The organism is candidate division WOR-3 bacterium (genome assembly GCA_016867815.1).
GTDB lineage: Bacteria > Hydrothermota > Tepidihabitantia > Tepidihabitantales > Tepidihabitantaceae > UBA2258.
This window is the reverse complement of the sequence record VGIR01000052.1, coordinates 1-23,047: the sequence shown is the minus strand read 5'-3', so window position 1 is coordinate 23,047 and position 23,047 is coordinate 1. Positions and strand designations below refer to the sequence as shown.

Here is a 23,047-nt window from a genome sequence, read left to right as displayed (position 1 = left end):
CCTGCAATAGCTCCAAGGCATCCTCCTGATCCAGCGAAGCCAGCACCTGCCTGCCTGCCGACCTGACGTTCCGACTTGCAGCCGACGACCATCTCCGGTACTTTCTCACAGCGGTTCTCCTTTCATAACATTCAAACAACCCAGATGCTACCATCCGGGCAGGGGAACCGCTACTGATTTTCAACTAAGACAGGGACATCCTCCGTCCCGTCGATAGACGCGCTGCTAGACAATGGTGCAAGTCAACTGCAGATGACCGTCGACACGTGGCCCAAGGATGGGCGGAGGCCAGGCAGCATGGCGGACCTCCGGCAAGGACTGGGCAACAAGACTCCGCACTTCTTCATTTGGACCAATCCAGACACGGGCGGTCATGCTGGCAAGTTGTTCCCGGACGGCACGTATGGGGCGCACGGGGAGAGCGATCGCCCGAAGCCCTACGGTATCTTCGACGACTTCTTCGACCAAGCCTGGGAGGAACTCTACGTCTTTCACGTGCCCGAGGTCATCAATGACTGCAACGACCCGAAGGACTTCTGGTCAGCAGACAGCGCGATAGGTGGCAAGGCTCACGACCAGTTCAGGGTAAGACACCAGTGGACATGCTGCTGGAAGGAGAAGCTACCAGGAGAAGAGCCGTGGACCTCGCGCTCCACGCCCTACGCATGCTTGAATTGGAGCGTGATCAACGGCGTAACCAATGACACGCTGATCGGCCCGCGGGCCAATCTGGCAGGGTGTACTTCGGTCGTATTCATACAGTCATGTACGACGAGCCTTGACCCTCACTATCCTGGCCTTAATCGCGCCAAGATCATCGGTTCTACCAACAACGGCCTGACCTGGGACCACCAAATCGGGAACGACAGCACCACCAAGGTGGCGCTGCCCTGGGCTCGCGAGCAGCGGGACGTGAGGATTGCGTGGGTATATACGGGGAGAGTCCAGGGTGGCAAGTTCTGGTGTATTGACGAGGTCGGGCTCTGGACCAAGCCGCCCAGAACCCGTGACGCGTCAGTCTCCGAGGTCAAGTGCCCCACCGGCGTTGTCAACGCGGACGTGACCGTGGTGCCGTCGGCCTTTGTGTGGAATCATGGCCAGGTTGACGAAAGTATCCTGATTACCTTCAAGATAGACGCCATCTACGAGGAGTCGTGCCGGGTCGATGTGCCTGCGAGAAGCTACGAGTTTGTGGAGTTCCCTGCCTGGTTGACCGTCGTTGGCAGGCACGTCGCGAGGTGCTCGTCCGCGATCGCCAACGATGAGGTCAGCGCGAATGATGTAGCCGCCTTGGAGTTTCAGGTCGCTGAGGATACCTGGGTCAAGGTTTACGACGTCTTTGGAGGAGCCGGGATGGACCATGGCGCTTGCCTTGCCGCAGTGGACTCGAATAGCATCCATTGCGTTCCTGGCCAGAAGACGTGGCATGCCAAGTACATTGTCTCGGAGGATCGCTGGTACACCAGGAATCCCACGATCAAGAGCTTCGGGACCGGAGCCGGTCTGGCATATCCCGGATCTGGGCGCTACGCCTACGCCCTTCGGGGAGGGAACACCAAGTCATTCTATCGATATGACAAGATCAATGATGTCTGGGACACGTTGAATCGCACACCTGAGAGGATCAGCCGAGGAGGTGCTCTAGCCTACGGCGGGGGCGGGCACTTCTACGCGTTCCGGGGAAATGGAAAGACGGACTTCTTCATATACGACACCGCCTCGGGATTGTGGGGCTGGTGTCAGCAGGCGCCGGGGCCCATCAAGTACGGCGGCAGCTTGGTGTGGGACCGCGACAGCTTCTTGTACGCGCTGCAAGGCAATGGTCAACGCAACTTCTGGCGGTTCAGAGTACGCGGGGGCACCTGGAGCTCGCTTGCCGAGACGCCGGAGGACGTAGAGGCGGTCGATGTGGGCGGTGCTCTTGCGTACGACTCACTCAACCGCATGATATACGCGTTCTTCGGAAACGAGACCCGGAGTTTCTATGCGTACGACATCGCCGGCAACACATGGGAGGCCAGGGAAAGCGTGCCCTATCGCGTCACAAACGGCGGTTGCCTGGCCTACTGCAACCACTCGATCTACGGCGGAGTCGGCAAAGGCAGGAATGATGACTTCTGGCGCTACATTCCGCCGGTCGGAGGCTATGTCGTCAAGAGGGGCGACGCCGGAGGCGAGGCCGCCGCGTCGGCTACGTCCCAGTCGGTTCCCATGGAAGGTCCTTCGGGTCACCGCCTGGACCCAGGCAATCTGCTTACCTTTGACCCGACTGACAAGTTCAACCCCCGGTACTCGCCAACCGGCCTGTGGATCGCGTACACTGCCGATGACTCCACTCGTGACTGCATCGGTCTCTATAGGATTCCAGCGGCCGGCGGGCCTGCCGAAGCTCTGACTACAGATAGCCTCACATACGAGGACCCGGAATGGTCAAGCAGTGGCGCGTGGCTCGTTGCGGGGGCGGATGACGGGCTCTACAAGCTAGCCAGCGGGATGCCTCCCCTGCGTTTGGCCGAAGGCATCGTCCTTGGACCGAAGGTGTCCGCGGGTGACTCGTGGATTCTCTATGACAAATGGGACGCGACCGATCACGCTCACAACGTGCACAGAGTGAGGCCCGACGGCACCGGAGACATCTGCCTCACACCTGATACCGACGAGTACCTTGAGCCGCAGCCGATCAATGATTCCGACTTCGCGTGCATAGGACTAAGGGACGGAATACACCAGGTGCGCAAGGTGACCTCCGGGCAGAAGACTTGGCTGACCTCGGACGATATGCTCAATACTGATCTGGACATCTCGCCTGACCGACAGTGGTTGACCTACGCAAAGCTCGACGAGTCCGGTTTCTGGCAGGTGTGCAAGATGCGCGTGGACGGGACCGAGGAGTCGAGAATCACGGATGCGACTTGTGATTGCCGGACGCCGGTCTTCTCGCCGAACGGCCAGTACATCGCGTACACCAGGTGGCCGGTCGATTCAACGGGCTCGAGCGAGTTCAGCCAAGTGTGCTACAAGGACGTGATCAACCCCGTCGCTGAGGTAGCGCTCCATGAAGCGAACGCGGAGCGGGAGAATCCATGCTGGTCACCTGACTGCCAGTACATCATCTATGAGCAGAGGGTCGAGTCTCCTACGCTCGCCCCGAAGAAGAAGAAGAAGTACAGGCAAATCGGCCGCGCACGCACGCGTCTGAAGCCGCTCACAGGCGTGGAAGAGATCAGCGGACTGCCAAGGGCATTCGCGCTCGATCAGAACAAGCCGAATCCGTTCGGTAGGGCGACGACCATCCGATACGCGCTTCCGGTTCCCTCGCTCACCGAACTCAACATCTACGACGTTACGGGCAGGAACGTGACAAGGCTGGTCCAGTCCGTGCAGAAGCCGGGCTACTACTCGATAGTGTGGAAGGGCACCGACATGCGCGGACGGAGCGTCGCGGCCGGTACGTACTTCTACGTTCTGAAGTCGAACGGCAAGATAGCGCAGAAGAGAATGCTGCTGGTGAGGTAGTTCTCACCGAATAGGCCAAACGGCCCCACGAGAAGGCTACCCGCGAGAACGCGGGCAGCCTTCTCGTTTCGTGGCTGCAGAGTTAGCGGACGCAGGATGGAACCGTCGGCGAGTGCTGGCGCGCAAGCGCGCGAGAGTGGAAAGTCGAGAGTAGAGGGGTCGAAGCCGGGCCAAGAAGTGGCTGGCGAAGGCCCGCCCTTGTGGTCTGCCAATGGACACAATAGACGTGCAAGACGACGTCTACATGTAGTGGTCCGGCTGTCTCTGACCACAATACTGCCGGGGAGTGGGCGGCCCAGAGGCTGCCTGGTGGGTAGCAGCGGCAGAACCAAGAAGCCGTAGGTCAGAAGCTAGATGTCAACAGCCAACGCCGCGAGCATCGAACCGAGCAACGGCATGAACTTCTTCTGGAGCAACGTCTCGAACAACATCGCGAGGAACGCGCGGAGCAGCGACGAACAGAGGTTGAGGTCGAGGTTGAGGTAGAGGTTGAGATACAGGTAGCTGCGTACTCACCTGCGCAGGTGAGTACGCAGCGCGCGAAGCTTCGGCCGGTACTTCGGGACGAGCTTCGAGAGATGCTTCGTGGAATCCAACCGCGCCTACGGCGCGAGGCGGCATCGCGAAGACGGGGACAGTCCTCAGGAGCGCGAGGACGCGCGGTACAGTCCCCGTTTTCGCTAGAACCTGCGGTCCCAGTACTTGGCGATCTTGGCCCGGATTTCCTCGTCGGTCATCGGGCCATCGTGGACCTCAAGCGAGTTGCCGCCGCGCGCGTCCATCAGTTTCTGAACACTGGCCGGCGCGAAGCGGGTGAGCTGTGCGTAGGCGTGCGCGTCGCCCATCGGATACCGCTTGTAGTAGTAGCGGAGCGGGAAGACAACGTAGAGCCAGTCCTTCGCCCTGGTGACGGCCACGTAGAAAAGCCGCCGCTCCTCCTCAACACTGTCGTCATCATCGGTGGCCATGTCCGAGGGAATCATACCGTCGGCCGCGTGGATGACGTAGACCACCTTCCATTCGCAGCCCTTGGCCGAGTGCATGGTTGATAGCACCAGCCAGTCCTCGTCCTTGAACGGCGGACCGGCGAAATCCGCGGTCGTGTCCGGCGGGTCGAGCGTCAGGTCGGAAATGAAGTTGGCCCGCGACTTGTACCTCTGGGCCACCGCCTCAAGCTGCTCCAGGTCGCGCAGCCTCGGCTTCGGGTTGTCATAGAGAGTGGCGACAAACGGCTCGTAGTATCGGCGCAGCCGCTCGACCTGAACCGCGACCGGCAGCTCCTCCTTGCGCAAGGCGAGCAGCGTCTGCGCCAGCGCCTGGTACTGGTCGTGCGCGGCAGCCGGCATGGTAATCTGGCCCAGTACGGCGAGATCGTAGGTGCGCGCCTCGAGGTCGGCGACGAACCGCTCCACCGTCCTCGGACCCACGCCCTCGAGCATCTCCAGTACGCGAAACCAGCTCATGTCGTCGCGCGGGTTCTCGAGGATGCGGAGGAGCGCGAGCAGGTCCTTCACATGCGCGGCTTCGAGGAACTTGAGGCCGCCGTACTTATGGAAAGGAATGTTGCGCCGGGCCAGCTCGATTTCAAGCTGGTCCGAGTGATGCCCGGCGCGGAACAGCACCGCCTGCTGCTGCAGCTTGATGCCCTGCTCCAGGTGCTCAAGTATCTGGTCGCAGACGACCTTCACCTGCTCATCCTCGTCCCGGCAGGTGACAAGCACCGGCTTCTGCTTGCCATCTCGCACTGCCGTCAGGTTCTTGGTGTACCGGTGCGGCGCCGGCTTCATCACCGCGTTGCCCACGTCGAGAATCGGCTGGACCGAACGGTAGTTCTGCTCCAGCGTCACCACGGTCGTGCCGGGGAACTGGTCCGGGAAGTCAAGGATGTTCTTGATGGTCGCGGCGCGGAACGAGTAGATCGACTGCGCGTCATCGCCGACCACCGTGATGTTGCGGTTCTTCTGCCGCAGGCGCTGAAGGATCTCGGCCTGGATGATGTTAGTGTCCTGGTATTCATCCACGAGAATATGGTCAAACCGCCCGGCCATCGCATCAGCGACCGAAGCATCCTCGAGCGCGTGATTCCAGAAGAGCAGGAGGTCGTCGTAGTCCAGCACCTGCCGCGCGCCCTTCCGCTTAGTATAGGTATTGAAGATGGCCCGCAACCCCTCCTCGGCCTCCACGCACCACGGGTACTCCTTCTTGAGCACCGTTGCCAGCGGCTCGCGCGAGTTCACGACCCGCGAGTAGATAGCACGGATTGTCGCCTTTCGCGGGAAGCGTTTTTCCTTTGAGCTCAAGCCCATCTGCGCGCGAATCAGGCCGAGCATGTCGGATGAATCGGACTCGTCCATAACCGTAAAGTCGGGCTGCAATCCCACCACGCGGCCGTAGGTCCGGAGCAACCGATTGGCCATCGAGTGGAAAGTCCCGCCCCAGACCTTGGCAGTTGTCTGCTTCGTGACTGACTGGGCGCGGTTAAGCATCTCCTGTGCAGCCCGCCGCGTGAAGGTGAGAAGCAGGATTCGTCCGGGCTGCACTCCTTGGTGAATCAGCCACGCCACCCGGTGCGCGAGCGTATTGGTCTTACCCGTCCCCGCGCCCGCGATGATGAGCAGCGGCCCGTCACCGTGAGTGACGGCCTTGAGCTGCTGCGGATTCAGTCCGGAAAGCCAGTCGGGAAGTTCAGGCACCGCGGAAGTATACAGCAATGAGCTCCAAGATTAAAGCATTCGAATCACGTCCAAAGGGGTCTAGTCCACCAACGCTTGACATTCATCATCTGCGCCATAGCCTGTTCCCACCACCATGCTACGGCCCAACGGCTCTGGCCACGCTAGTGGTTTGAGGACACGGATACGCGTGACATGCCTACTAGCTGCCGCTGCGCTTCTGATCGGAGACTTGTCATCTGTCGGTTGCTCGAGCAGGAGATCAGAGCAGCGGAAACCGAGGGGCGGCGATTCTCCTTCGGTCGCTCCCAGGCCGATAGCTGACTTCCGTCCCTACTTCATCGACCCGCCAGTGATTCAGTGGACAAGAACCTTCGCGGGCGACGGCAATGCCGAGGGCTGGTACGTGGAGCAGACAACGGATGGCGGTTACTTCGTCGTAGGGCAGACAACCACCGCCGAACACGATCTTAGGACGTTGCTCGTCAAGACCAACTCGAGCGGAGACGTGACCTGGACGAAGATCCTGATCGGCGCTGGTCAGCTTCGAGCATACTCGGGGCAGCAGACGTCTGACGGCGGGTACATAGTGGTGGGGGAAGGGCCTTCGGAAGACCCGGACCGCTGGGATATCTACCTGGTGAAGATCGATGGACAAGGGAACGTCGACTGGCTGAGCGACGTGAGCGGCGCCGACTTCTGGCTTGGCGCACGCGGACACTCGATAGTGCAGACGAGCGATGGAGGATACGCCGTGCTCGGCACCACGATCCTGAGCGACAACGCGGTCATCCTTTTCAAGACCGACGGTCTCGGTCGACGCCAGTGGTTCAGACGATACCCGATCGAGATTGTGGAGGCGAACTACGACAGGGGTTCGATTCGCGTGACGTCCGATGGCGGCTACATCATCGGCACGCGGACCCTGCTCAAAGTCGACTCCCAAGGCAACCAGCAGTGGCTGAAGACTTTCGACGACGTGGTCTGCGCCAACTCGGTGTTGCAGACGCCGGACGGCGGGTATGTCGCAACCGGACCGCGGGAAGACTACGGGTTCATCTACCTCTTCAAGACCGATGCCAGTGGCACAAGAGTGTGGTATGAAAGCAACTTGGTTGCAGGTCCAACAACTGGCGGACATTGGGTCGAGCAGACCGCTGCTGGAGACTACGTTGTGGCCGGCAACTATGTCACTCCCGAGCACGACGCCAAGGCCATCGTCCTCCGAGCCACGTCGAGCCCGATAGCGGTGTGGACCTTGACCCTCTTCGATGGCAGCGCTGCGTGCGTGCGCCGCACACGGGATGGCGGGTACATAGTCACCGGGGAGCGCAACGTGCCGAGCGGCAGCGGCACCAGCGGCCACATGTTCCTCACGAAGCTCGCGCCCGACCGGACGCACTAGAGGGACACCGCTCTCCACAACATGCCATCAGGACAACGGACTCCGGATGCGGTCCGGCACGTCACCCTGCGAGTAAACCGGCAAGTGATCCTGCAGGTTGCCCTGCGAGTTGCTCCGCGGGCTGCCCCGCGAATCACCTTCGGAGTGCCGACGGAGGTGGTAGTGGGAGTCGCGTTCCGATGGACTCCGGCCGCTGCGTTCTGAGTCACCTTCAGAATCCTCCGGCAAGTTGCGGCGCAAATCGCCTCGGATATCGCAGTCGGAATCGCCTTCCGAGTCCCCTTCCAGATGACTTCGGGAACCGCCTTGGGAGCCGTCCCCGGGGCGACCCCCGGGGCTGATCTCAGGATGACCCCAACCTCCTCTACCTGTTCCACTTATGCCACTTCTAGCCCGGTGACCCGCATTATACAGAACTGTATAATGCGGACGATGTGAACAAGCCAAAGGGAAAACGTGGAAAAGCGAGAATGCGAGCTGCCGACTACGTCAGCTCTTTGCCGTAGATGCGCCAGACACTGGGCCAGTAGCCGCGGTTCTTCTTCATCTTCGGAACCGCGGCCCTTGCTGCAGCACGGAACTGGTCCTGCCACTCGACCGGGTAGTTCACGACCATATGACCACGCTTGGGCACGAGCGCAAGCAGTCGCGGCACGAGCGTCGCGAAGTCCGGCGGCCGGTCGAACAGGTTGACGGTTACGCCTGAGTAGCGCCGGCCCTTCTCTACGTACCGCCGGCGCCGGACCATCAGCGGCACACCGTCGAGTGTGAACCCGAGCCGATTCACTTCCCGCCGACGCTGCGGTATCAGCCGCGAGCAGAACCAGCCCGGGTGCTGGTGGAAATACGTCCTGCGGCCAAGCGATGACGAGTGGCTGTAGAAGTCGCGAAAGGGCGCGAGCCGCGGCCGAGCCACGTGTTTGGGCCTGCGCCAGTAGACATCGTCCGCATACGTGTCCTCCAGCCGGAATCCCAACTTCTCCATCACGCGGAACGTTGGCGCGGGCTTGCGGTGGTCGAGTGTGTTCAGCCCGGCCCAGGTGCGGCCGGCCGCTTTGGCGATGCGCAGTTGCTCTTCCGTGAACCTGGCGGCCACGCCCTTGTTGCGAAACTCAGGGTCAACCCTCATCCCCCAGAGCCAGGCGTCGTCCGGGTTCAGGAACGCGACGGCGGAGAAGGCGACGATGCGGCCGTCCTCGCGCCAGACGTGGCACTCACCGGGGAAGCCCTGCTTCGTATGCGCCTTGATGATGAGCGTGACGTAGAAGAAGTTGGGGCACCTGCGCGCGAAGGAAGCCACCTCGCGGAAGTACTCGGGGCGGTATCCCTCTAGCATACTCCACGTCCCGACAGGGCCAAACCCGAAGTCCGAAACCAGAATGACGAGTGAATGAGGAGAAGCCCGAAGCCCGAACTGGGAATTCTCCTCGTTTCGAGCTTGATTCGGATTTCGAACTTCGTCATTCGTGCTTGGTCTCGGTCACTTCGCCTTGGCCAGGTCCTTCCACAGCGGAAGAGCCTGTTCCTCGATGGCGCGCGCGGCGGCGAGCGCGGAGATCTCCTTGTCCCGGTCCGCCTTCTCCCACAGCCAGCCGGGCACGACGCTGCCCGGGCATGGCATTTCTTCGAGCAGCGGCTCCAGTATCTCGACCTCCCGCTGGTACAGCGCCGCCACTGCTCCAGTCTTGGCTTCCAGGCCCGGCATCTGCTGAGCCACGATGCCAAGGTACTCGATGCCGGTCTTCCGGTCGGCAACCAGCCGCGAGAACGTCCAGTAGTTGGCCTGTATCACGTTCGACAACTTGGCGCTGTCTAGCTGGGTGAAGTCGTCGTCGCGCAGCCGCGCCATCCACTTGTCGAAGGCGACAAGCCCGGAGTAGTACTCGCCGTACTTGGGCGTCGTCAGGTTCTCGACCACGATGCGGAAACCCTGCTTGACGCTCGCTCCATCGTCCGGCACTTTGCCTTCCCGCTTCAGTATGGCAACCGCAAACGGGAACTTCCGGGCGACGTCGAAACCCTTCCGCTTGTCGAAGTACGTACGGCAGAGCAGCTCCTCGCCGTTCTTCTGGTACCCGATGATGATGCCCCATTCTGGCGTCTCAATCAGGTCAATGGCCAGGACCGGCATACCGGCGTCGATGCTCTTCTTGATGGCGGCGACTATCTGCGGTTTGTTCTTGCCATCGCTCGATACGTGGAGCCAGGTCGCGTCCAGCCCCCGCGCCTTCAGGGCGGCCGTTCCGGCGTCAAAGCCTACAGTCGCGTCCGGCGAGCTCGGGCACCAGGTATCAAAGAACTGGGTGCGGAATGCCGCGCCGGAGACCCCGGACAGGAACGCGTAACCCGAATGGTCGCCGATCCTGTGTCCAACTGCCTGGAGCGCGCCCATGAAGCTGTTCATCTCGTTCCAGCTCAGGTTCGGCACGCCCGCTATCAGCTTCGCGCCCGAGTCGGGCCGCAGGTCGTTCATCCACTCGGCGAAGTGAATCCCAAGCTTCCCTTTGGGCAGCACGAAGTTCAGTTCCTTGTTCCCGCGCCGGAACGAAGCCACGACCGAGTCAACCTGCACCGCTGCCTGCGCTGCGCTCAGTTCGGCCCGGCAGCCCATCGGCTTGCCGTCATAGCTCGCCAGCGCGTCGCCGACCCGGATTCCGGCCCTTGCCGCCGGCCCGTCAGGCACGATACCGGTGACCTCCAGCCAGTGGCAGGGCTCGGCCTCTTTGCCGCTGTTAGGGCAGCCCGGACAGCTCTGAGCGAGCGCGAGGACTGGGAACAGAAGAAGGACAACAGCAATTGTTCTCATGCCTAATGCTGGCCCGAGAACCGCCGGTTGTCAAGCGCAGTTGACTACCCCTCACTCCATTCCCTCTCCCCCGCGGGAAGAGGGTGAGGGGCAGACCCGCACCGGCTTGACACGCGGCCCAAACCGCCGAAACTGACTCGTGAAAACAAGCGTATTCCTGTACATTGCAGTCCTCGCCGCTTCGGCCCCGGCCGGAAACCTGGGGACAGCCCCTCGGAGCGCCCACGTCGAACTTGGCGTGGTACAGTCCCCGTCTTCCGGCCAGTCTGCGATGCCCCTGGACTCTGTCTGGGACCGGAATCCGCCATTCGACATTTGTCATTCGGACTTCGGACTTCTTTCTCAAGACACCTTCATCCAGCGCCTGATTGCCAAGGTCAGCCCGGATTCAATCCAGGCCCGGCTCCAGCGGCTGCAGGACTTCGCCACCCGCTATTCGCCCACTGATTCCTGCCGCCGCGCCGAGGAGTACGTGGCGAGCTACTTCACGTCGCTCGGTCTCGACTCGGTTGAACTCGACTCGTATCCTGCGTCGGGCGACACCTGGCGGAACGTCGTCGGCTCGGTACTCGGCAAGACACACCCGGAGAAGATCCTCATCATCTGCGGCCACATGGACGCGACCTCCGAGATTCCGGACAGCCTCGCGCCGGGCTGCGAGGACAACGGCTCCGGCACCTGTGCCGCCATCGAGGCGGCGCGCGTGCTTGTCGGCGAGAGCCTCGACTGCACGGTGAAGTTCATCGCCTTCACCGGCGAGGACATAGCTCTGAACGGTTCCGACCACTACGCAAGAGAGGCACGGGCGCGGGGTGACGATATCGTCTGCGTCTTCAACTTCGACATGATTGCCTGGCCGGGCGGCAGTTGGGGCGTGCGCCTGGTAGGGCTGCCCGCGGCCCGGCGCTTCGTCCAGTACGAGGCGCAGATTGCCTCGACCTACACGTCGCTGGGACACAGCGAATCGTACCGCAGTTTCCCTTCGGACTCGCGCTCGTTCGAGACCCAGGGGTACATGGCAACATCCGGATACGAATACGGCAGCGAGCCGTACGTCTGGTACCACACAAGCCACGATTCGCTCTATCGCCTCTCGATGCCGCTTGCGGCCGAGGTCACACGGATGGCAGTGGCCACGCTCGCCTCGCTCGCGGTCGCGCCCCTCGCGCCCGCGGGCTTCGCACTTCAGGACGCAGGCAGCGGCGCCAGCCTCGTCGCAAGCTGGCAGGCGAACACGGAGCCCGACCTTGCCGGGTACAAGCTGCTCTGGGGTAAGGCTGCCGGTATCTACACCGATTCCATATCGCTCGGCCTCGCTACCTCGTACCAGATAGACGGACTCCAGACCGACACCTGCTACTATGGCGTGGTCGTGGCCCGTGACTCGAACGGTTTCGAGGGCCCGCCGTCGGTAGAAGCGAGTGCGACGCCACGCCTGTTGCCGCTTGCGCCGGAGAGCCTGCAAGCGATGCCTTTCTACTTCGGGATGGGACTAGCGTGGCGTGAGAACCGCGAGCTCGACCTCGCGGGCTACAACCTCTACCGAGGCACCGACACCTCGGACCTCGTCTGCATCAACGCCTCAGTCATCACCGACACGGCGTACCGCGACTCCGGTCTGCTGTCCGACACGATGTACTGGTATGCGGTCACGGCGGTAGATACGCAGGACAACGAGAGCCGGCAGTCGGCACTCGCCCGGGGCAAGCCGATTTCCCTGGACCACGGCATCCTGCTCGTAGACGAAACCAGGAATGGCACCGGCGTGCCCGGCAACCCGTCCGACGCTCAGGTCGATGGTTTCTATCACGAGATGCTGCGCGGCTTTGGCTACACAGACTGGGACGCGACGCAGCTCGGCGTGCCGCTTGCCGGCGACATCGGCCCATACTCGACCATCGTCTGGCACGGAGATGACTACTCCCAGCAGCAGCTCCTCCCGGCCCTGGGTGGGGTCGCGAACTACCTGACCTACGGCGGAAAGCTCTGGCTTGTCGGCTGGAAACCGGTTCTCGCCCTCGTCGGCAGCGGCCAGTACCCATTCACGTTCGTGCCCGGCCAGTTCGCATACGACAACCTGCGCATCACTGCCGGGTTCAACCAGTCATGGTTCGACTTCGAGGGCGCGACCGGATTCTCAGGATACCCGGACGTGTCGGTGGACTCAGCCAAGCTCTACCCGTCCGCGCACGGACGCCTCCCCTACGTCGACGCATTCGCCGTGCTCGACGCCGACACAGTCCTGCGCTTCAACTCCTTCGTCAACGACTCGTTCGAAGGCAGGCCGGTCGGCATCCGATGGAATAGCAAGGCAGTCTTCTTCGGCTTCCCGTTCTACTACACCAAGGATGCCGAGGCCCGACCGGTGGCAATCAAGGTGCTGACTGACCTCGGCGAGCCGTATGGCATTGAGGAAAGTGCAAAGTCACAAGTGGAAATGACGCAGACCCTCCCAACCGTCGTGCGCAACGTGCTCTTCCTGCCGGGAGCCTCAAGCCACAGGCCTCAGGCCACAAGCCGGCTGCTCAGTGCAGTGGGACGGCATGTGATGGTCCTGCGACCCGGCGCGAACGACGTACGTGGGCTGCCGCCCGGAGTGTACTTCGTGCGCGAGACCGGCGCCCGAGCGATCCGGAAGGTCGTGGTGACAAGGTAGAACGCACGCGACCGAAGTCCCCCAACGCGCGGTCAGCGTAACAATCCGCTGACCGCGCTCGTCCAAACAACAGTAGCCGGGACGGCATACTGCGTTGGTCGGCAGCCGGCTCCGAATCCAAGCCGCGGTGAGCCGGCGGAGCGGCCGGCCTATACGCAAGAGAAGGCAACATCCCGCTGCCCTCCAATCGATGAGCATATGAAAGGGAAGTTCACTGATCCCCGAGAGATAGGCAGCAACGCGCCGTCCCACGAACCAGGAGGAAGGAATGAGACTGAGCACCTTGGCGATGCTGGCCGCAACTGCTCTGGCCAGCGCCAATACTGGTGAGTTCATGGTCGACCCCGGGGTCGTCTACGCACCAGCCGAGCAGAATCAGCTCCACGCTGCGATGGCATCCAACAGCGCAAACTCGCTGATTGCCTGGGCCGACGAGCGCAGCGGCTCAAGCTCAGACATCTACGGTACCCGATTCGTCGGACAGTCCGCGTCAGGCACGGTTCTCGACGCGGCCGGACTGGTGATATCGGCGGCTGCGAACTTGCAGACGCTTCCCGCGGTCTCCTCCGACGGCACCGACTACCTCGTCGCCTGGACTGACCTGCGCGCTGACTCGGGGGATATCTACGTCTGCCGCGTGACTTCTGACGGTTCGGTTCTCGACCCGGAGGGAATACCGGTTTCAACTGCGTCCGGGTATCAGGGCGAACCGGCGATTGCGTTCGACGGTACGAACTACCTCGTGGTATGGAGCGATCTGCGGAGCGTAGGCGCCGACATCTACGGCGCGCGAGTCACTCAGGACGGTTCGGTGCTTGACCCGTCAGGCATCGCGCTGCTGACGGACTCGGCCGACCAGACAGCCCCGGCCGTGTGCTACGATGGGTCGAACGTGCAACTCGTCTGGGCGGACACCCGGAACAGCCCGTACGGCGACATATACGGCGCGCGGGTTGATTCGGAAGGCACGCTGCTGGACTCCGCGGGTTTCCCAATCTCCCTGGCGCAGGACTGGCAGGGCAGCCCCGCGATTGCGCTCGGCATTGACGAGGCGCTGGTCGTCTGGGAAGACAGGCGCGGCGGCCCCACTACTGACATCTACGGTTCCCGCATCACGCACGACGGCGAGGTGCTGGACTCGGCCGGGTTCGCTGTCGCGACGAGCACGTGGTACGAGTTCGATCCCAAGATCGCGTTCGACGGAACGCAGTACCTGGTCGTGTGGACCGACGCCGTCGCCCACGGCAATGTGTTTGGCGGGCGCGTCGCAACTGACGGAACCGTGATCGACGTGCCCGGATTCCATATCTCCCGGGGCGGCGAGTACGCCGGTAGTCCCGCCATCGCGTTCGACGGCATGCACCGCGTGGTAGCGTGGAACGACGTGCGGGCCGGCATGGCAGATCATAGTGTCTCTGTGGCACGCGTTGATGGGGACGGCAACGCGCTGGATCCGATGGGCATCCCCGTATCGAACGCCGCCGTCTCGCAGAAGCTGCCGGATGCGGCGTTCGGCGCAACGGACTTCCTGGTCGTCTGGGGGGAAAGCCGCGCCGGCACCTGTGACATCTACGGTGTCAGGGTAACGCCCGAAGGAAGGGTGATCGATTCGACCGTTGTCCGGATTTCGCCGTCGGGCGGCGAACAGACCGTTCCAGCGGCGGCGCACGGCGACGCGAATTCCCTGGTAGTCTGGGAGGAAGGGAAGTACCGTGAGCGGGACGTCTGCGGCGCGCGGGTAGACCACGACGGCGTGGTTCTCGACACCGCCGGTATCTTGGTATCGGGCTCGCCGTGGGAGCAGTGCGCGCCGGAAGTCAGTAGCGACGGCACCGACTTCCTGGTCGCGTGGCAGGACTGGCGCAACAGCAGCTACGACATCTACTGCGCACGCGTCTCGCAGAGCGGAACCGTACTCGACACCGCGGGCGTAGCTGTGTGCACTTCGTCCGGCGACCAAGTCACGCCCGCAGTTGCCTGCAACGGCACAGACTACCTCGTACTGTGGCAGGACCAGGATGTTGGAGTCAGGGACATCTACGGCGCGCGGGTCAGCCGTCAAGGAGTCGTGCTCGATACCGGCGGCCTGGCCGTATCTACGGCCACGGGCACGCAGCAACAGCCGGCAGCCGCATCGGGCGACGACGGCTTCTTTGTCGTCTGGTCTGACTGGCGAAACGCTGACCGCGACATCTATGGCGCGCGTGTCACCGGAAACGGCACCGTGCTGGATACCGTCGGCCTCGAGATCTGCCGTGCGCCGGGGGCACAGGACTGCCCGACGATCGAGTACGACGGGACCGACTTCCTCGTCGTCTGGCAGGACGAGCGCAACGGAGAGCGGGACCTCTACGGTGCGCGGGTAACCCGCGAGGGAACGGTGCTGGACACGTTTGCCGCGGTCACCCAGCAGGGCTACCAGGTCAACCCGGTCCTCGCCCGTGGCAGCGGCGGCAAGATGCTGCTCGCCTGCAGCGGATGGACCGGTGTCGTGGACGATGTGCCCTACAACAGCCCGCGCATCTGGGCAACGCTCTCGCCGCACGCCGGAACGAGCGATCGGCCACCCGACAGACTGCGAACTGCCAGCCGATTCCCAACCGTCGTCCGCGATCTGCTCTTCCTGCCCGAGTCCTCGGATCCGAAGCGCCCCTGCTGGATGCTGGATGCCACCGGCCGCAAGGTCATGGAACTGCGGCCGGGTGCGAACGATGTACGGTCGCTGGTGCCGGGAGTCTACTTTGTCAGACGCAACTCTGCCCGAGACGAAGGTCATACCGGCAAAGTCGTGGTTGCGGAATAGGAGGCCGGAATGCGTCTCTCAATCTTGCTGGCGGCTCTGGCGATCATCAGCATGGTTCTCGCAGTGCCGCGTCGCAACTCGACCGCACCCGAACTCGACTCGCTTATCCAGGCCGAGATGGCCACCTACCATATACCGGGCCTGGCTGCCTGCGTGGTCCGCGGCGGTGAACTGACCTGGCACGGCGAGTACGGCTTTGCCCGGTTGGAAGACAGCATCCCCGTGGTTGACTCGACCGTGTTCGACCTGGCCTCGGTGTCCAAGACCGCAACCGCCACGGCGCTGATGCAGTTGTGCGAGCGGGGTGTGTTCGGACTCGATGACAACATCAATGCCAGCCTGCCGTTCGCAGTCCGCCACCCCAGTTACCGGTCTGCCCCCATCACGTTCCGGATGCTGCTGACGCACACATCAGGCATTGCTGACTACTGGCCGACCTTCCAGGCGCTGCAGCGTCAGGGCGACCCGGACGTGGGCCTGCGCCGATTCGTAGAAGGGTACCTCGTGCCGGGCGGCGAGTTCTATGACAGCGCGAACAACTTCTGCTCGTGGCCGCCGGGTGGTGAGTTCAGCTACAGCAACCTCGCCATCGCGCTTGCCGGCTACCTGGTCGAAACGCTGTCCGACAGCTTCCACCACTACACGCGCGACTCGCTCTTCCTGCCGCTGGGGATGGAGCGGACCGTCTGGTACTTCCGCGACATCGACACCAACTCAATGGCGATGCCCTACAGATTCTCCGGAGGTCAGTACTCGCGCTTCGGGCACCAGAGCCTGCCCGACGTGCCGGCAGGCACGATGAAGTCAAGCGCAGCGCAGCTTGGCCGGTTCCTGAGCATGATGCTTGGCTGGGGCGAGTTGGACGGCACGAGGGTGCTCGACAGCACTACGGTGGCGATGATGACCACGGTCCAACACCCGGTCGGGATCGGGCTGGTCTGGTTTCACGAATACATCGGGCAGCACGAGGTCTGGTCTCACGGCGGGGCGTGGAACGGCATCAGCACCTGGATCGGCTTCTGCCGTCCCGACAACACCGGCGTGGTCGTACTGTGTAACGTCGGAGCCGCCCACGGCTCGATCCTGGGTGTCATCGCACCCGCGCTGCTGGACTGGGCAGCCGGCATCGAAGACAGGCCCTTGCCGTGGCCAGCGGAGATCCGCTCCCAGGCGACCGTCGCTCGCAACGTGCTCTTTCTTCCACCACCCTCGTTCCCTGCTCGCTATTCGCTATTCTCAATCGATGGCCGAACCGTCCTCGGTCTCACGCCCGGCGCGAACGATGTCTCGCGCCTCGCTGCCGGCGTGTACTACATAGGATGTCGTTCGGAATCAGGCAATCAGCGCTGGGTGGAATCACCCGGACGCAAGGTCATCAAGCTAAAGTAGGAGGAGAAAATGCGTACCTGCATCCTGATATGCCTAGTCTGCATACTGGCCGCCCCGCAGGCCGATGCCCGGAGGCTCGGTGGCGCAACGGCCCTGAGCGGCTCGCCCGGCACTACGGTGTCGGGAGCCGCAGGGGCTCGCGCACAAACAACCGCGGGGATTGCGCCGGCCCTCGCCCACAGTATCCTGGCCGTTCTGGTATCTCCACCGCCATTCCGCTACCACTACGTCATTCCCGGGATATCCCTCACCGGGCAGCACCCGGGACCGCACCGCTACCACTACGTCACTCCCGCAGTGCACCTGATTTAGCAGCACGAGGAATTCGGGCTTGCTCCGTCGCGCGCAAACCCGAAGGACGAGCAGAGGCGGGGTTCGCCCGCCTCTGCTTCACGAATGCTGTCGGTCTTAAGCCTGGGCGGGCCTCACTTCCGGCCTGCCTGAGCCAGGCCGATCTGGACGCCATCAGAGGACGGCGCCTGCGGTCTCTCGATCTTGGACGCGGGAGCCTGCTTCGGTGCTTCGTTCTGAGCCGGCTTGACCTGGACGCTGCCGTCCGGCGCAGGAGCCTGGTGCGGCGGCGGCGTCGGCTGTGTCGGCGGTACCGGCGATTGCCTGTGCTCGTTCACAGCCGGCACGTTCACCTTCTTCACCGGGGGCCGCGGATTGATCGTGCGTGGTCCCTCCGGATCGCTCGGTTGATTCCGGTCTCCTGGCGAACCACCACTGCCTCGCCGGTCTCGCGGCTGCTGCCCGCGCTCTCGATGCGACCCCGGCTCGTAGTGACGCGAGGACGGTCTCTTTCCGTGCTCGCGCACGTAGACGTAGGTCTCGCTGTGCTCGTTGTACTGATTGTACTGGTTGTACTGGTTGTATTCGTTGTATTCACTGTACTCGTTGTGCTCCTCCACGTAGACCGGCTGTACCGGCGCGGGCTCCTCTGCCATGTACACCGTATCCACATAGTAGACCGGAGTCTCGTGATACACCTCGCGCACAACCGTTGTCCTTGCGGGTTCAGACGCGACCGGTTCGCTCGCCTGCTGCCCGAACAGACTGGGCATAGAGCACCCGGCCACCAGGCCGGCCAGCGCCAACGGAATCAGTATGCGGTTCATAGAACCTCCTGTAAACATCACCCTATATACAAGCCACAGGCGGCTCTATTCCCGGAGCCACAGCCCAGGCTCTAGCACAGACTGACCGCGCCGGGCTCTCTTCACTTCAACTGCAGTTGTGGCTCGAAGACCCAGGTGCGCTGCGAGGGACAGCCGGAGACAGAATGCGCCCGACACCTCGACGCGGCAATCCCGAGTCACCTCACGGCCGTCTGCTTTCGATTGCTCGCTGCGAATGCCCGTGCGACGACGCCGCCAGTGGGCAATCGACTATCTCAATCCCACAAGCCATCTTCCCGTCACGCCGGAGAGCGAGTCTTGTCGTCTGCCCTGCTCTCGTCGTGCCCGGAGTCGTGCGGATCCGGATTCCTCATGGACGGTGGTCGCCGGGCTTGGCCATGAGCCATTCCCAGACCTGGGTCCCGAGTCCCTTTGTCGGCTTCGACGCCGAGTCACAACGCGGCCCCGGCAATCGCAGCCGGATCACTCCGTCACCCGTGCCCGGTTGCGGTGTCGGCCTGGCGTCGAGTCCGGCCGGAATCCTGCCGTGGTTGTCCCGGTAGCAGATGTAGGCATAGGTTACGAAAACGCTCCCGGGCGAAACCTCGAACGCACCTTTGTAGAGCAGCATGATCTCGACCAGCCCGTCGTCATAGACGGAAATCCGCTTGTCTGACTTAAGAAACTCCATAACTTCGCGGTAGTGCCGGGTGGCCAGCTCTCTTATGTACGCGGAGCCGGCCCGACTGACCTGGAACTTCTCAATCCTCCGGGTCGCCCTCAGTCGCTCTTCGGCGGTAAGCAGCGAACTCACGAACCCGTTGTACATCCGGATGACGCGTTGGAGCAACTGGGCATCATAGTACTTCCTCAGTTCCTGCTCCCGGCGCGTCGCCCGCCCCGGGCTCGGCACAACCGCGTGCTGGCGGTTCCAGAGTTCCCGCCGGCCCGGGTCGCTGAGCAACTCGTAGGCGGCGTTGATGTCCTGCATCAACTCGGTCGAGGTGCGGTACTTCTCCGCGTCCGTGGCAAAGAGGTTGGGATGGTTGCACCGGGCCAGACCCAGGTAGGCCCGGCGGATGTCGGCAGGAGACGCACCGGCCGTCACGCCCAGGATCTTGTATGGGTCCTTCTTATCGAATGTCGAGTCGAGCGGGTTCTTCACAGGGCCTCGGGCAGTGAGCCTTCAGTTGAGATCGGGTGTCCAGTCACGCCCTGCCGCCGTCCCGGAGCCCGGTTCGGATGTGGGTGCCGTCGCAGTACGGCTTGTTCTTCGACCCGCCGCAGCGACAGAGCGTCACCCGGTTCCTCAGTTCGTAGGCCCGGCCGTCTGCAGACTCTATCGGGACGCCACCCTTAACCCAGATCGGTCCACTCACCTTCACCTGCGGGTCCTCCGTCAGACTGAGCGAAGGTCTGTACTTCGGCTCGATCGGCTTGCCTGTTTTCCTGTCGCAAACCACCAATCTGCCCGAAGGGCAGTTGCCGGCCTGCCGAATCGCGCTCTTCCTCTTCGCGGGGTCATCCGAATTCAGGGTCAGTTCCCAGGTTCCGCCCCTGGGGTGACAGAAGCGGGCGTAGGAACATAGCGACTCTGCATCCTTGAGGTCGATTGCAGGTCCCCGCGTCGTCTCAGCCTGCTCGTCGAAGGACCTGCGGCTGGCCTTCTCGGAGCCGTCAAAGCGGACGCGGGCGTGCGCGTCGTCACAGAAGGGCTTCTCTTCTGAACGACCACAGCGGCACAGTCTGTAGCTCGGCCCGACCCGGTACTTGCCGCCTTTGCGCCACTTCTCCGGTTCTCCTTCCACGCCAACGACCGAGATCTCCTTCCGCAACGGCAGGTCGCCCGAGACGAGATACGGCCCGTTCTTCGATACTACTATCCTGCCCTTCTTCACCGGAACACGCTTCGACGACGAGCGCCGAACTCTGCGGTTTGCTCTCTTGGTGGGCACCAGCGATTATGCGGTGTGGATTCCCCCAGTCAAACTGACCGGACGGCGGCCGACACCTGGAATTCAGCCATGTCCTAACCAGCCGTCGGCCTCAGCCTCTCCAATCGGCCCGGCAACACAAACTCAGCCTCCATGGAAGAGAAACACCGGCGACCAAGGCTCCGTGCTCATCTCTCCACACTCATCATTCATCGCTCATCGTCGCCAAGGACGAAAGCCGAGCCTTTCATAGAGGCGGCAGGCCGGCAAGTTGTCAGCCGTGACCGCGAGCGAGAGACGGGAATAGCCCAGCCCGGAGAGGGCATCGACCGAGCGGAGAATGAGCGCTGACGACAAACCCCGGCGCTGGTCGCGTTTGCGGGTCATCGCAAAGGCCAGAAGCGGAGTCTCGTCAGGCTCGCCCTCGTTGAACAGCGTCACCAGGCAGGCCGAGCTGAGTCCTGCCTCACCGTCAAGGACAAACGAGCAGTCTCCCAGGAATCGGCCGTAGGAGCCTGCGTACACATGGCCAATCTCCCGGAGCGCGTCGTCGAGCGTCTCGCCGTCGTAGTCAATCGTACCGCGGTAGGCATCCAGCATCAGCGCGGCCAGCGCCTCCTTGTCCGACGGGGCTGCCGTCCGACAGGCAATGTCGGAGAGACCTGAAGCGGTGCCGAGGTCGAGAACCATGCGAAGCCGCTTTCGGTCCTTCGGCGGCTCGAACTTGTCGCTACCGGTTGACACGGTGCTCAACTCATCCGCTCAGACTGCCGGCTGCAAGCCGTTGGTTCTCCCTGTCGCGCCTCGCCCACACGTCTGCAATCTTCAACCTGCAATCTGAAGTGTCACCATGCGCTGGCCACAGTCACTGAACGGGGTGTATTGTCCCAGGTCAGCTCCTGGTCCTACTCCGAATTCCGCGGTATGAAGTGCGCGTCCAGGAACGGAATGAGGTCTCTGGGTTCGGCGCGAGCACGAGCTTCTCGCCCACCGACGGCGAGCTGCACCGAGGCGACATCAGCTTTCATGCTGGGCCACCACGACGATTCCACCTTGATCACGTAGTTCCCGGGCTGCACCGTTCTGCCGTCAAGGTCCTTCAAGTCCCACGTGTAGATATGCTGACCGAGGTCGATGCTCGCACCGGTCACGGCATCGCAGCTGCGGAATTCCGAGCTGCGGGCCCAGAACGGCAGGTCCACTTGAGCCTTCTTGGCGTGACCGCTGAACCCGGAGACGTACAGCGTCCTGACATATCCGCCCTTATCGTCCTCAACCCAGACTGCGGTCTGGGGCGCCAGCTCGTCCTGGAATCCGAGCACGAAGCTGACCACCACTACCGGCTTCTCGACCTTGGCCGGATCGAACTCAGCCAGCGGGGGCCGCATCGCAGCGAGCACTTCCTTTGCCGCCCCGGTCTTCCCGAACTTGGTCGCGACATTGACCCAGTAGCTCGTCCCCTTCTGCCGGTACGCGCGCCCCATCAGGTACAGCGCCTCGGCCTTGGTTTCGCTGCTCGTGCACGCCGCAACCACGGCTTCCAGGTCCTTGATCGCCGCGTCGAGCTTGCCGACGAAGAAAGGTGTGTTGACGCCGGCTGCACCGCGCGTCAGCCGGAGTTCGATATCCTCTGGCGACAGTCCGACCATCCGATCCAGAACGTGGTAATACTCGAATGCTAGCCGCGTGCGCAAGTCAGTGTTGAGCGCGATGCGTTCGTCATAGCCAAACGCGACCACGCGATGGAGCACACCGGCGAGCAGCCTCAGACCTTCGAGATTCGTCGAGTCGAGGCCGGCCGCCTTGCGCAGCGGCCCGACTGCGCCGCTCGTGTCTCCGGCAGCGATCCGGCTCCGGCCCAGCTCCCACAACGCCGCCGGGTCGTCAGGCAGGTCGGACGACTCCGCCGGCATCGCGCCGATTGCCGCCAGCCGGGCCCTGGCCTGGGCCACGACCGCGGTATCGGTAGCGAACTCAACTACCCGCTGCCACGCCTGCGCCGCCTTGTCCATCCTCTCCTGCTTCTGGTACCCGCTGCCGAGCAACGACCAGACGCTCACCAGCCGCTCCTCGTCCAGCGGCTTTCCAGTCTTCTCGGAGCGGGTGAGGATGAACTCTAGGTCGCGCACGCCCGGCTCCAGCCGCAGGAAGAAGTCCGGCACCTGCACGCTCAGCAGGCCGCGAACGTACCGGGTGTCGATGTCGAGCGAGTCGATCGCGGCGGCCTGGTCGAGCTGGGCGAACGCGGATTGTATCAGTGTGCTGGCCTCCGAGAAGTCACGCGTGCGGCCCGCCGACATCCCGAGGTAGAGGCCCAGGTAGGCATGGGCGCGGGTGCTCCGCGGGTATTCCTTCACTGCCTGCCGCATGACCAAGACCGCGCTATCCGCCTTGTCCGACTTCGCGAACGCGCCGGCCTCCTTCACGTACCTGTCAACCTTGCCGCCGCCCGCGCAGGCGAGTACCACGGCAATCAGCAGCTTCGCTATCCTCATACCTGTTCCTCCCTATGCTCGGCCAACACGACTGAAAGTGTCGAAGTCCATCTCACCGTCCTCACCCGTCGCGCCTTGACATCGCTCCGTAATAGGTGACTGTGGGGCTGTTGAAAAACCCTCTTTTGATGCAACCATGTAAGTATGTCAGCCGTCTGAAGGTTGGATGCCACCGAAAGGAGCCCGACCTTGATTGGACATCAAGACCGCTGGCAAGAGGACCTGTTTGTAGCCTGTCCTCTACGCGACCTTG

Annotated in this window: 14 protein-coding genes; 6 read left to right on the top strand and 8 right to left on the bottom strand. The window is 62.9% G+C overall.

What is annotated here, in order from left to right; genetic code table 11:
• The first annotated feature begins 252 nt into the window (after nucleotides 1–252).
• Nucleotides 253–3,516 (top strand): T9SS type A sorting domain-containing protein, encoded by a 3,264-nt coding sequence (locus FJY68_08955; GenBank protein MBM3331961.1) that lies wholly within the window; start codon nucleotides 253–255, stop codon nucleotides 3,514–3,516.
• A 680-nt stretch (nucleotides 3,517–4,196) separates the two neighbouring features.
• Here FJY68_08955 and FJY68_08950 read toward each other — a convergent pair.
• Nucleotides 4,197–6,227: an ATP-dependent helicase gene (locus FJY68_08950; GenBank protein ID MBM3331960.1), complete on the bottom strand. Its 2,031-nt coding sequence runs from the start codon at nucleotides 6,225–6,227 to the stop codon at nucleotides 4,197–4,199.
• A 313-nt stretch (nucleotides 6,228–6,540) separates the two neighbouring features.
• On the opposite strand from FJY68_08950, the gene FJY68_08945 reads away from it, so the two are divergent.
• On the top strand, nucleotides 6,541–7,593 hold the full coding sequence (locus FJY68_08945; protein MBM3331959.1) for a hypothetical protein: 1,053 nt from the start codon (nucleotides 6,541–6,543) through the stop codon (nucleotides 7,591–7,593).
• A gap of 484 nt (nucleotides 7,594–8,077) precedes the next feature.
• On the opposite strand, the gene FJY68_08940 is transcribed toward FJY68_08945, so the two are convergent.
• Together FJY68_08940 and FJY68_08935 are read right to left on the bottom strand one after the other, a co-directional pair.
• Nucleotides 8,078–8,929 (bottom strand): GNAT family N-acetyltransferase, encoded by an 852-nt coding sequence (locus FJY68_08940; GenBank protein ID MBM3331958.1) that lies wholly within the window; start codon nucleotides 8,927–8,929, stop codon nucleotides 8,078–8,080.
• A gap of 144 nt (nucleotides 8,930–9,073) precedes the next feature.
• Nucleotides 9,074–10,399 carry a PDZ domain-containing protein gene (locus FJY68_08935; GenBank protein ID MBM3331957.1) on the bottom strand — a complete coding sequence of 442 codons (1,326 nt, stop codon included), beginning with the start codon at nucleotides 10,397–10,399 and terminating at the stop codon, nucleotides 9,074–9,076.
• Between the two features lie 139 nt (nucleotides 10,400–10,538).
• Here FJY68_08935 and FJY68_08930 point away from each other — a divergent pair, with 139 nt between their 5' ends.
• From FJY68_08930 to FJY68_08915, 4 genes are all read left to right on the top strand, one after another.
• Nucleotides 10,539–13,055, top strand: coding sequence for a M28 family peptidase (locus tag FJY68_08930; protein ID MBM3331956.1), 2,517 nt, complete (start codon nucleotides 10,539–10,541; stop codon nucleotides 13,053–13,055).
• A 268-nt stretch (nucleotides 13,056–13,323) separates the two neighbouring features.
• Nucleotides 13,324–15,858, top strand: coding sequence for a hypothetical protein (locus FJY68_08925; protein ID MBM3331955.1), 2,535 nt, complete (start codon nucleotides 13,324–13,326; stop codon nucleotides 15,856–15,858).
• Nucleotides 15,859–15,867: 9 nt separating this feature from the next.
• The gene (locus FJY68_08920) at nucleotides 15,868–17,247 is read left to right on the top strand and encodes a hypothetical protein (GenBank protein MBM3331954.1); all 1,380 of its coding nucleotides are present in this window, start codon (nucleotides 15,868–15,870) and stop codon (nucleotides 17,245–17,247) included.
• Nucleotides 17,248–17,256: 9 nt separating this feature from the next.
• Nucleotides 17,257–17,559, top strand: a complete 303-nt coding sequence (locus FJY68_08915) for a hypothetical protein (GenBank protein MBM3331953.1) — start codon at nucleotides 17,257–17,259, stop codon at nucleotides 17,557–17,559.
• 113 nt (nucleotides 17,560–17,672) lie between these two features.
• Here the strand turns inward: FJY68_08915 and FJY68_08910 are convergent, their stop codons facing one another.
• The 5 genes from FJY68_08910 to FJY68_08890 all read right to left on the bottom strand — a co-directional run bounded on the left by FJY68_08910 (nucleotide 17,673) and on the right by FJY68_08890 (nucleotide 22,794).
• Nucleotides 17,673–18,365 carry a hypothetical protein gene (locus FJY68_08910; protein MBM3331952.1) on the bottom strand — a complete coding sequence of 231 codons (693 nt, stop codon included), beginning with the start codon at nucleotides 18,363–18,365 and terminating at the stop codon, nucleotides 17,673–17,675.
• Between the two features lie 370 nt (nucleotides 18,366–18,735).
• The gene (locus tag FJY68_08905; GenBank protein ID MBM3331951.1) at nucleotides 18,736–19,530 is read right to left on the bottom strand and encodes a J domain-containing protein; all 795 of its coding nucleotides are present in this window, start codon (nucleotides 19,528–19,530) and stop codon (nucleotides 18,736–18,738) included.
• Between the two features lie 43 nt (nucleotides 19,531–19,573).
• Nucleotides 19,574–20,248: an iron-binding protein gene (locus FJY68_08900; protein MBM3331950.1), complete on the bottom strand. Its 675-nt coding sequence runs from the start codon at nucleotides 20,246–20,248 to the stop codon at nucleotides 19,574–19,576.
• A gap of 267 nt (nucleotides 20,249–20,515) precedes the next feature.
• Nucleotides 20,516–21,043, bottom strand: coding sequence for a GNAT family N-acetyltransferase (locus tag FJY68_08895; protein ID MBM3331949.1), 528 nt, complete (start codon nucleotides 21,041–21,043; stop codon nucleotides 20,516–20,518).
• A gap of 161 nt (nucleotides 21,044–21,204) precedes the next feature.
• Nucleotides 21,205–22,794 (bottom strand): DUF2271 domain-containing protein, encoded by a 1,590-nt coding sequence (locus FJY68_08890; protein ID MBM3331948.1) that lies wholly within the window; start codon nucleotides 22,792–22,794, stop codon nucleotides 21,205–21,207.
• Nucleotides 22,795–23,047: the final 253 nt, after the last annotated feature.